The following is an 11,557-nucleotide window of genomic DNA, read 5'->3' on the forward strand; positions in this document are numbered from 1 at the left end:
CACCCTGACATAGTATTGGTCGCCGCGCCAAAGAAACAAATCGCAATACCCGCTAGTATCCATCCAGCATAAGCAGGAGTGACCCAATGGGTTTCTAACCAATCCGTGATCCGAGTGATGATGCCCATTTGACACACTCCTTACCCCGCTTAGGCTTTTATCTTTTCCCATTAAATCAAACAATAGATTATTACTGCTGATGAAACCATGCCGTTAGTGCCACCGCCAAAGCATCGGCGGCATCATCTGGCTTAGGTATACTCTCTAAATTTAACTCTCGCGCCACCGCTTGCTGTACCTCGTGCTTGTCTGCATTCCCATAACCTGTCAATGCTTGCTTCACTTGTCCAGGTGTAAACTCTACCATTGACACCTGATGCTGGGCTAACACCAATGTGACCACCCCCCGTGCCTGAGCCACAGTAATTGTATTACCCATCCGGTAAAAAAACAGCTTCTCTACGGCAACTAGATCTGGTTGGCACTGCTCCAGGATAGTATGTAAATCTTCGTAAATTGTACAGAGTCGCTTTCCCAGTTCCGTCCGCGCTGGCGTCTGAATTACACCAAAATCCAATAACTGTACAGATTCAGATGTCGATTTTCCCCGAACCTTGGTCATTTGTTTAACTTCAGCTTGGCAGATAATTGCCCCAAAGCCTAAAATCGCTAACCCTGGGTCTAGTCCTAAAATTCGCTTTCCCATTACCTTGCTGTCTCCTAGAACACCAGTCTAGTGCATGATGGCAAAGGTTTCTGAACTCAAAACTCATACCAAGTTGCGTTCTAACATGTCATTCTGAGCCTAGCGTTGGGTCAAAACTTCCTCATTCAGGCAGATGCCATGAACAGTAAGACCTGCATTCAAGGGATGATTGTGTAGCTCGTGTTACAGTTTTGAGGAATTCTAGCATCGACTTGGATAACACCGACTGGTGTTCTAGTCGTGGTGATTATTGAGGTTCTCCGTTGGATTAATCAGTCGTCCCGGTATAATTTCCAGAATGTATCCTGACCAACCTATCCTCCCAGCTAATAAAAGAATATGGCACAGTTGACAGCAGACAATCCCACATTTCCCGTCAAGGACTTGAGCAATTGCCCTGCTCTTAGCTAAAGTCTATCCAGTTTTGTTCTCCGTTTCTGGTATCAGCAATGTCCTCAATTAGTCTCCTCAAACGCGCTCTACGAACCCTGCATAACGAGTCAAGAGGTAGGACACCCCGACAAGTCAATCGGTGGTTTAAGTGGTTAGCCCCTGGACTATTCGTCAAACGCTGGTTGCTTCTTAGTGCCATAGGTGTACTACTGACGAGTCTGGGGGTAGCGATTTGGGCAAAGCTAACCCCCATTTTTTACTTAATCCAACTCACCTCCACCATTCTGGAAACAATCACCACGGTTATTCCCAACTATGTATCTGGACCGATGGCGATTATTTGTGGTCTGATGTTTATCTTCTGGGGACAAACCCGGACGGTGGGTTCGATTACTGAGGCATTAAAACCCGGAGGCGATGAAGAACTGGTAGACGTGCTGATCGCCCATCGTCGCCTGTATCGTGGTCCGAAAATTGTCGTCGTGGGAGGCGGTACTGGGTTGTCTACCTTACTCCGAGGACTGAAAATTTACAGCGCCCATATCACTGCCATTGTCACCGTAGCCGATGATGGCGGTTCCTCTGGGCGGCTGCGGCAAGAATTTGGGGTTCTGCCTCCGGGAGATATTCGCAACTGTTTGGCAGCTTTAGCAGACCAAGAAAAATTATTAACCGAACTGTTTCAATACCGCTTCTCAGCAGGTAATGGTCTAGTGGGTCACAGTTTTGGTAATTTATTTTTGACGGCAATGAGCGAGATTACGGGGGACTTAGAACGGGCAATTGCCGCCAGTTCTCAAGTTTTAGCGGTGCGAGGACGAGTTCTTCCGGCGACATTGAGTGATGTCTGTCTCTGGGCAGAATTAGAAGATGGGCGTCGGATTGAAGGCGAATCGAATATTACGGCTGCCAATGGTAAAATCGTCAAGATGGGTTGCACGCCAGAAAATCCTCCGGCTCTTCCCGCCGTTCTCAAAGCGATTCACGAAGCCGATTACATTATTATTGGTCCGGGTAGTCTGTATACCAGCATCCTGCCGAATTTGTTAGTGCCAGAAATTACGGATGCGATCGCGGCAAGTACTGCTCCCCGAATCTATGTGTGTAATATCATGACTCAACCGGGTGAAACGGACGGATATACGGTTGCTGATCATATTCGCGCCCTGGACAATGCTTGTGGTCACTCTCTGTTTGATGCGGTTTTGGTGCATCGAAAAGTGCCTTCTGCTGAAGCCTTGATTAAGTATGCCCAAGTCAATTCCCACCCGGTTTTTCTGGATCGCGAAGCAACTGAGGAGTTAGGACGCCGCATTGTTTTAGCCAATGTCATGGATGAAGATGAGAACACGAATCTAGTCCGCCATAATCCGGAAAAGTTAGCACGGGTGTTACTACGCTGGTACAGTCGCGCTCATCTGTTGTAGATTCATTATGAGTAAACTCCGTCTAATTGATGCACAAGCCACGCGATCGCTAGGTGTTCGTCTGGGGGAATCTTTGCCCCCAGGTACTGTGATTCTGCTAGAGGGAGATTTAGGTGCGGGTAAAACCACATTGGTGCAGGGAATTGGTGCAGGCTTGGGAATCACCGACGCGATCGTCAGTCCCACGTTTACTCTGATTAACGAATATCCCGAAGGACGCATTCCCCTCTATCATCTAGATTTGTACCGCCTCGAACCTGAAGCCGTAGCCGCGTTAGGCTTAGAAAGCTATTGGGAAGGCGTGGAAATGCCCTTGGGAATCGTCGCGATCGAGTGGGCGGATCGATTACCCTATTTACCAGAATCTTATCTGCATTTGAATTTAACCTATTTAAGTGAAGGTGGACGTCAAGCCCAACTGATTTCTGTCTCAACGGGGAAATCTGAGGCGGCGATAGAACTGCCTCTATAAGGATACAGCGCTTTTGGTAGTAAGTGAGGTACACAGACAGATCCCCGACTTCTCTAAGAAGTCTTAGGATCTTACTTAGAAAACTATACCTGATCAACCTCAAATCTGCTGTAAGTAGTCGGACTTTCATTAAAGTTGACTGTTGAGATGGGGGAACAGGGAACAGGGAACAGTAAAGATTTGAGGCTGGTTAACACTTCTTAGTACAGCGGACAAAGGATCAATCACTCCAAATTCGCCAAATTCATTTTATTAGAACCCTTTTTAAACTCATTCTGATAGGCATTTATTTTCTCGATAAATTCTTCTGTCAACCGCATAAACGCTTTTGCCCCTGAAGAATTGGGAGAAGCGATAACCGCAGGCATAAAACTATCAACCGCCTTAGCCACATTCACATCCATCGGAATGCGATTCTTAAACAATTGCGTCGGCACAAAATCTTCTGTTACCCGATTCATCACCTGCTTGTAATATCGACCCAGCAATCCTCCGGATAAAATAAAGACAATGCCTAATAAATGTAAGTCGAGAGACATGTTAGACTTATGACTCTCCTTTAATTTGGCAATCCGTCGTTCTAAGAGTTGAATTCCCACAACCGATAAAGGTTCAGGGCGAGCCGGAAGTAAGTAAAAATCACTGGCAACAATACCGCTACGGGTTAACAGATTATAGCCAGGAGCGCAGTCTAAGATAATAAAGTCATAGTTATCTATCACAGGTTCTAAAATACTTTTAATCAACAGCCGCTCAAACCGATTCCACACCTGATTAAAATTGGGAGTTTCTTCACGACTGGCTTCTTGATGCAGCATCTCGGAGACTAAATACTCATCATACAGATCAATATCTCCCGGCAATAAATCCAGTCCTTTTACCGAACAAACGTAAGATTGAATAACATCCTGAATCTTGAGTTTGGCGTGGCGATTGGGACGAATTGCCTTATCAATTAATTGATTCAGCGTGCGTCTCGCTTTTCTGGCTTTAGCAAAATCTTGAGGGGCGATTAAGCTGAGTGTAGCGCTGATTTGGGTATCTAAATCAACGACTAAAACCCGTTTTTGATGATGTTTCGCCAAGCAAGTTGCCAAGTTGACGGTTAGCGTCGTCTTTCCAACGCCGCCTTTCATGTTAACTGTGGCAATGACAAATCCCATGATAAAATCCTCTTGGAGAAACGTTACCTAGTTAGGTATGAGCCAGCCTAGATTATAAACGCCGTATTGCGTCTGAATTTTCCTAGCTTTCGGCAACAGTCTACTATAGTAAGCGATTTTACCCATCAAGGGAATAAGTTGAGGAATCCTTCGCAACCCTCAATACCATAGTTTTGAGTATTCCAAACATACCATTTTAGTCTGTAGGGGCGGGTTTCACTACTATCGTTTCTATTCCCACCCATAAATAACTAAACCCGCCCCAAGGGTATAATTATCACAGGGTAGGTTTTTACCCCCGGTTTTAACCAGAAGGGCGGGTTTAGTCAAGTTATGGTTTTGTGCCAAACTGTTATCGGTAAAACCCGCCCCTACAACCGTGTGTTCCTATCCTTATCGTTATTTCCATCTTCCCCAACCCCTGACACTACGCAATTCGCTGGAGAAATTCTTTGGTTAACTCGGTAAACGCTTTCGCCCCCGTAGAGGTGGGTTCGGTGAGAACCACAGGTTGAAACTCATCAACAGCTTTGGCTATGGCGACATTGGTGGGAATTTCGGTGATAAAGACTTTATCATCACCAAAATCAGAACGGACTCGCTGCTTGACTTTCCTTGCCATCGTCGTTGCATGACCCAGGGAAGAAAAGACAATACCCAGTAGATTGAGTGTAGCGCGATCGCTCTGCTTAAGTCTCCGGATACGACCTTCCAAAATCCCCATCCCCACAACCGATAAAGGTTCAGGCTTGGCGGGAATCAGATACAAGTCACTGGCAATTATACCACTGCGCGTCAGTAAATTATCTCCTGGCGGAAAATCCAGCAGAATCCAGTCATAATTAGAGACAATCGGTTGAATAATCCGCTTCACTAACCCATCTTCCAGATGATTCCAGCCTTTTTCAAAGTCTTGCTGATTGCTGCTGGCTTGAGCATAAATCTGGGTTGCTAATAAGAAATCATTGTACAGTTCGATATTACCGGGAATCAAGTCCAGTCCATTCACCTGACAAATGTTGGGGACAATCACCTCATCAACGTTAGGGGAGGATAACGACTCGGATTGAAGGGCTTGATTGACTAATTGTTGTAGCGTGCGCTTTTGTTTACGGCATTTTGTAAACTGTACCGGAGGAATTAGGCTGAGAGTCGCATTAATCTGGGTATCGAGATCAACGATTAAGACTCGCATCCCATGTTCTTTAGCTAGACTTGTCCCCAAGTTGACGGTGAGTGTGGTTTTGCCCACACCTCCTTTCATATTGACGATTGAAATAACGTGTCCCATTCATGGTTGTTTTGACGATGCTTATATCATACTCTGATCTGCCTTATACGGTGGAGAGGGAGGGCGTTAGTCAGGGCGGGTTTAGTCACTTATGGGTCAAAAATAAACGATAATGGTAAAACCCGCCCCTACACAAAACTATCGCACTCCCTCTGCGTACCTTTGCGTTAAAACCTCTGCGTACCTCTGCGTTGAAAAAATATCCTTCCCACTTCACAATTCAATCCTTCGAGCAAATAAACTCTGCAACCGCTGCAACTTCGCCCCAACTTGATACAGTAAATCTCCTTTCCCTAAAAGATAAGCCGCTTCCGATTGTTTCCCCCCTAAAATAATCTCAGAATCAGCTTCACTAGCTGTCCGCAACGCCACTCGTCCCGGTAAATTCGACCGAATAATCGGTGTAACCACTTTCGCTTCTGGGCGTTGCGTGGCAATAATTAAATGGATACCCGCCGCTCTCGCCATTGAGCCTAATCGTTTGATACTCAATTCTAAAGCATTGCGGATCTCTTTTTCGGTCATAAAGTCAGCATATTCGTCAAAGATACAGACAAGACGCGGTAAAGGTGGATTATTCTTTTGGTTATAAGCGTCAAGGTGAGAACATCCCGCTTGCTCAAATCGCTGATAACGCCGTTCCATTTCCGCGACTAAATTATCCATCAACGCGATCGCATCTTCGCTATCCTTGACGATAGGAGAGTACAACCAGGGGATTTGCTCGAATTCGGGAAAGGTGACACGCTTGGGATCAACCAGGGCGATTTTAAGCTGTTGGGGCGAATGGCGATAGAGTAAGGATAGCAGGAGCGATCGCAAAAATTCACTCTTCCCGCTTCCAGTTGTTCCCCCCACCAAAAAGTGACAGGTATTCGCATCCGATAAGTCGGCTTCTACCAGTTTCCCATCTAAATCCACGCCTATAGCAATTTTTACTGGGGCATGGGCTGATGGCGTCCGGGATGTGATATAATCCTCGAACTGCGCCACTTGCCGATCTGGACGCGGTAAATCCACACTGACATAGCCAGGTTGGGGCGCAATTAGGGGAGGATTGGTAATCCCTAATTGTACCTGTAAATCAGCCGATAATTTCAGTAGAGCGCTAATCTTTACCCCCAGACTTGGTTTCAGTTTTACCCGGATAAAGGCGGGACCAACGGCGGTTCCCACACAGGTAACGTCTATTTTAAAGGATTGTAACGTCTCAACTAACTGTTGTGCGATCGCATCACTGTTCGTAGTAAGCGCTTTAGCGCCATCATCGTTCGTAGTAAGCGCTTTAGCGCCATCATCGTTCGTAGTAAGCGCTTCAGCGCCTTCACCCTTTGTCGTAGACACTTCAGCGCCATCAAAAATCCCCTCATCTTCCCCTTTCTTTTGCTCTATATCCGCACTCCTTACTTCAAAGTAGGTTTGACAGGTTTCCTGTTGAGGACAGATATCACACAAGTGAGTATTCGATGTGAGCGGTGGCGGATTTGAATGAGGATGTTGCCAACTCACCCAGTTCTGCATTTGCTGTAACTTATGGGGAATCAACTCATGGACAGCCGCTTCCAACTGTTCCCAAGAATACGCATACTCCTTAAACTCTGGGAGAACACAATAAACCCCTGAATCAACCAGCACTCCTTTCGTTTGGCTGAGCATATAACCATAAAGTGCCACTTGAGCTAACTGCGCTGATGGGTCAACGGGTTCGTAGGTTTTATAATCAATTAAACAGAGACGATTGCGTTCAAAATTAAACAATAAACTATCAAATCGACCCGTCACATCCTGGGAGTTCCCATTGGGGAGAGTAAAGCGATAACTCAGCTTATGTTCTTCCAGAATAAAGGTTTGATTAATCACCGTTTGATGCAAACAATAGCGACGATTTACCACTAATAATTTGACCCAACGCTGAATTAGAGCGGTTAAGCCTTGCCACAGCTTTGGCAATACCGTCGCCATTTCGGGATGGGATTCGATGTAGGGAAAAAATACCTGTTGATAAAATAACTGCTGCATCCCCATGGCGACAGTTTCGCGATTTAATTGATCAACGGACGGTTCTAATAAGTCGGAAAACTGGGAATCTTCTTGAGCGAGTTTGATAAATTGTTGGGCTAAGGTGTGAAACGCTGTGCCAATTCCGATAGATTGACCGGGTGGAATAAATAGAGTATTGCCATCAAAGTGTTGTTTTAAATAGAATAAACGCGGACATTCAAACGCCACACGCACTTTGGTTGCACTGAAGGGAGGATGTTCTACTGATTCTGTTTGTTGCTTTGGTGTGATCACGACTGGGGGTGGAGTAGGCGGCTGTGTTAATTGTAATAAATGGTGATGCACATGAGCCAAATAAACTGTGTCCATTTTGGCATAGTGCAGTTGTTTGGGGGTGAGGGGGCGCTGTCCCCAATCACTGCTTTGTTCGGTTTTATCAACGTTGGTGAAGTGACAGAGTTCTACGGCGAGGGTTTTGAGTTGTTTGTTGGAGACTTGCAGGGGATTTTTGCGGGACTTTTTCGTCAGTTTCCGGACGAGTTTGAAGGTACAGGTGATATTTTGGGCGTGCTGTTTCCCACCGAGAAATTTTAGATCAAAGCTGGCGTTGTGAAAGACTTTCTCGATGTCGGGATTGACCATAATTTGATCGACGAAATCCTTAACTAGGTAAGGGTTATCTAGGACATCGAGTATATAGGCGCGATCGCCGGTTCTGTCTGTGGGATCTGCTAATATTTGAATTAGGGAGAGTCTGGGGTTTGATGTTTGCCAGTCGGCGACTTCTGTGTCTAGCCAGAGAGTTGGATAGGTGGTGAGTTGGGAGATAATTTGGCGGATTTTATTGGGGGTGGTGAGGTACATGGGAGGATTTTTTTTAACGCAGAGTAACGCAGAGGTAAGCGCAGAGGGCGCAGAGGGTTTAGTTGGGTTTAGTGTTGCTTGTTTTGGGTTATAAATGTTGACGTTGCTGACGATGAGTTTTGAGTCAGGATCATTCAAGTTAGGGGGATGTGTTGTTTTTGGTCTGGGGTTTCCAGCAGACGGATTGATCTTGGGGTTTGGCGTCAGCCGGGATTAGGGTGATTTGGTTTTCTTGACAGAGTGTCTGAATTTGCTGATTGATTTGGGATTCATCGATATGGGAGAAGTCTTGCAGGGTTAAATCAACTAATTTTTGCCGTCCAATCATAAATTGGGTTTTGACGAGGTTTAAGAGGAAGTCTTTGATTTTTCCTAAATCGGGATCAGGCTTAATGATGGGTTTAGATACAAGTCCTAAGTCTTGTAACAATGGACAATTCTGTAAAACATGAGATTCTCGAATCAATTGTTCTAACCTAGGGAGATCCAGGGTTTGTTGGTTAATTACTAATTCCCCAGCACCTGCGGAGTTGACTAGAAGCTGATATGTTCTCAAGTAATGGATAGAATCGAGATGGGGGGTAAGGTGACGATGCGGTGAGCCATTGAAGAGTTTTTTGAATAGTTTATAGCCTCGATTAGTGGCTTTACCCAGTTTTTCGGATCGAATCAGAATTAGAGTATCACAACAGTTTTTTTTCAGGTCTTTTTCACAGGCGTTCATCGCTGCATTGAAGCTTATCATGTTAGGTTCTTCGTTCCAGAAAATTCCTAGTCGTTCAGTCTTATCGGGATGCTGATAAGTGAAGGAATAACTACTATACTTGGCATGATTTAAAAGATTAGGTTCAGGGTTAATTTGTAAGGCGTTCATTGCCTGTTGCAACATCTGGGTCAAATCAACCGATGAAAATTGACGAATTCGATCAACTTTTTGTTGGGTCTTCTTGAATTCTTTGAGCCAGATTAATTTAAAAGTGGCAAGAGAATCTTCTCTGGGTGGTTTACGACCTAATTTATGTTCAATAAATAATTCTCCGCCAAGTCCTAGCACACTTCGCAAATTGGCTTTTCCCCCAGGAAATTCTTGCTCCAATGCTTGCTTCTGAAGAGGATAAAGGGGAGAGTCGGGTTTGGGATTCGCTTGATCATGCAGGGGATAGATTCGGGTTATCCAGAGGGCTTCAGCTTGTTCAAGGTTTATGGATTTTAGACGAACTCGTTTTTCAATTCGGGCTAAGTCTGATTGTTCGAGACGTTCTTTACTCACATTCCATGGATTCGTTCCAATACTGATAATAACCAGAATATTTTTAAGATATTGGTTATGCAAGGCTGTATTGAGATTAAATAACGGTTGTAAATTAGGGATTCCATCATATTTCGGTGCTAGTTCTGCTTGATCGAAGCAGAGAACGATGGGTTTTGTCGATGCTGAAATCCTGCCAAAGTTGCCGATTATTCCTCGCGCGGCTTCTTCATTATCGATCGGCTGATTAACCCCTAATGCCTTGAGGTCATCTCGATCTAGATTTTCTCCCCGTAACCAGTCACAAGCTAAAAAATATAAATCCTGATTCGTGAGACTATACAAGACACCAAAGAACTCTTTTGCCTGATAAATACCTGCGGGATAAGTGCTTCTGAAATTGCGAATAAAAAGTCCTCGTTCTCCCAGTATTTTCTTGATCATGCTGCGGTCTTTAAACGCTGATAGTCCTTTCAACCAAAGAATTAACTGAGAACTTTTTTGTCCTTCAGGCTTGTACATCAGACTATCTACCATTTGGCGCAACGTATGTCGCCAAATATGTTGATTATCTGCCCAGGGATCGATATAGATAAAAAAAGCGTAAGGGTTAAGCTTGTGCTTAAGACGTCCTAATAAATAACTTTTCCCTGAACCCGAGTCTCCATCCAGCAATATCGTTCGTGTGCGCTGATCTCTGGCGACTAATCGAAGAACCTCAGTCACCTGATTAATTGCTTCTTGGTGAATTGAATCAACTGTGGCGGCGACTTGTTTATCTTCTCGCCAAAAGTTTCCGGTTTTAAAGGTTACGGGATCAAAAGGGTTGACTTCTCGTTTTATAATTTCATCAATAGTTGCCATGATTATCCATAGAAGTGATTACAAACAGAATTGGCTGGCATACTGAAAAATGGGTTCGCTAGTTGACGATAATAAAAAATAAAGATCCCCCAATTTCTTGAGGAATCCCAGCTTGAAGTTGTTCTGAGGTATAGTGCATCGCCTCAACTAATGAACTCAACTCAATTTTGTCTTCCCGTTGTAGGCGATAAAGGGCTTGATCTAAGTTATCCCTAGATAAGGGCGGTTGTAATTTTTGACGCAGATGAAAAATTGGTAAATAATTGTCGGTTCCCAGTTCTTTGTCTAACTGCTGAATCAGTTGTAAAATTTCTATATCTGTTGGTTTCCGGGTCAGTACAGGTTCTGAACTCAACGAAGGTTGGGGTTGTTCGACACTTACAGACGGATTCACTTGACTCGGGAGTGATTTTCGCAAGAACCGCAGATAATTCCCCAGCAGTTCTAAACTGATCACTGGATTTGTCCCTTTTTTCGGGATATAATCGTCTCGTAGCTGATCAAGTCCTCGCTGAGTCATCCACACTTCAGCCTTTTGGCGTTTCAGTTGTTTTTCTACTTCAATCCATCCCCGTTCATGGAAGCGTTGTAATATAGCATCGCGTTCGGCTGACTTCAACGACTTGATATTGATTTTGCTGGGTTTGATTTTTCCCGATGCTTTACCGATACTGTTGAGTACCTTAATTTCACTGGGAGAGAGAGGAACTTGATCCGGTTCCACATTTAACAGAGCGCGACCCGGTGGTAAAATTTTAACCGATGCGATCTCACGGGAGAAATCGACCCAACCCCGTGTTTCTAAATCGCGGACAAGTTTGTTTTTGCCTTTGATACTATTAAATACCTTTGCCGACAGTGGAGAACGGTAGTCCGAACATCCTAGCAGTTTCAGGAGAAATTTTAGCTCCTTGGTTTCCATGGAAATGCCTAACCTCATCTATCGTTAATTCTACTTTAGCTTGAGGGGTGATCACAACGGCAATGGTATCAACGTCTTCAATCGTGGCTATATATATGCCTTGAGATGTCAGTGATTATTTAATTTGCTTCCCCAATTCTAGAGAGTAATATGCTCCCATGACCAATGTTTTTGCTTACTCACCCCAAATCGACTCAACAGCCAA

General features: G+C 44.6%; 8 protein-coding genes and 1 pseudogene. 2 read left to right on the forward strand and 7 right to left on the reverse strand.

The window, feature by feature from the left end; genetic code table 11:
- Window positions 1-128, reverse strand: a pseudogene (locus ACLFWI_RS17565) (DUF58 domain-containing protein); the annotation flags it as partial.
- Between the two features lie 62 nt (window positions 129-190).
- The gene (ruvC, locus tag ACLFWI_RS17570; protein ID WP_446413987.1) at window positions 191-706 is read right to left on the reverse strand and encodes a crossover junction endodeoxyribonuclease RuvC; all 516 of its coding nucleotides are present in this window, start codon (window positions 704-706) and stop codon (window positions 191-193) included.
- Window positions 707-1,155: 449 nt separating this feature from the next.
- Between ruvC and ACLFWI_RS17575 the strand changes: the two genes are divergently transcribed.
- Together ACLFWI_RS17575 and tsaE are read left to right on the forward strand one after the other, a co-directional pair.
- Window positions 1,156-2,526 carry a gluconeogenesis factor YvcK family protein gene (locus tag ACLFWI_RS17575; RefSeq protein ID WP_446413988.1) on the forward strand — a complete coding sequence of 457 codons (1,371 nt, stop codon included), beginning with the start codon at window positions 1,156-1,158 and terminating at the stop codon, window positions 2,524-2,526.
- Window positions 2,527-2,533: 7 nt separating this feature from the next.
- Complete coding sequence (tsaE, locus tag ACLFWI_RS17580; RefSeq protein ID WP_446413989.1) at window positions 2,534-2,998, forward strand: tRNA (adenosine(37)-N6)-threonylcarbamoyltransferase complex ATPase subunit type 1 TsaE; 465 nt, start codon at window positions 2,534-2,536, stop codon at window positions 2,996-2,998.
- A 224-nt stretch (window positions 2,999-3,222) separates the two neighbouring features.
- On the opposite strand, the gene ACLFWI_RS17585 is transcribed toward tsaE, so the two are convergent.
- The 5 genes from ACLFWI_RS17585 to ACLFWI_RS17605 all read right to left on the reverse strand — a co-directional run bounded on the left by ACLFWI_RS17585 (window position 3,223) and on the right by ACLFWI_RS17605 (window position 11,352).
- Window positions 3,223-4,161, reverse strand: coding sequence for a ParA family protein (locus ACLFWI_RS17585; protein WP_446413990.1), 939 nt, complete (start codon window positions 4,159-4,161; stop codon window positions 3,223-3,225).
- 427 nt (window positions 4,162-4,588) lie between these two features.
- A complete protein-coding gene (locus ACLFWI_RS17590) occupies window positions 4,589-5,452 on the reverse strand; it encodes a ParA family protein (protein WP_446408113.1) in 864 nt (287 codons plus the stop codon).
- Window positions 5,453-5,665: 213 nt separating this feature from the next.
- Entirely contained in the window at window positions 5,666-8,317 is a 2,652-nt protein-coding gene (locus ACLFWI_RS17595; RefSeq protein WP_446413991.1) for a DNA translocase FtsK, read from the reverse strand.
- A 139-nt stretch (window positions 8,318-8,456) separates the two neighbouring features.
- The gene (locus ACLFWI_RS17600; protein ID WP_446413992.1) at window positions 8,457-10,430 is read right to left on the reverse strand and encodes a P-loop NTPase fold protein; all 1,974 of its coding nucleotides are present in this window, start codon (window positions 10,428-10,430) and stop codon (window positions 8,457-8,459) included.
- Between the two features lie 58 nt (window positions 10,431-10,488).
- Complete coding sequence (locus ACLFWI_RS17605; RefSeq protein WP_446413993.1) at window positions 10,489-11,352, reverse strand: transcription factor RcaD; 864 nt, start codon at window positions 11,350-11,352, stop codon at window positions 10,489-10,491.
- Window positions 11,353-11,557 lie beyond the last annotated feature (205 nt).

Origin of the sequence: Coleofasciculus sp. (genome assembly GCF_046539235.1) — a bacterium.
Taxonomy (GTDB): Bacteria; Cyanobacteriota; Cyanobacteriia; order Cyanobacteriales; family Coleofasciculaceae; genus Coleofasciculus.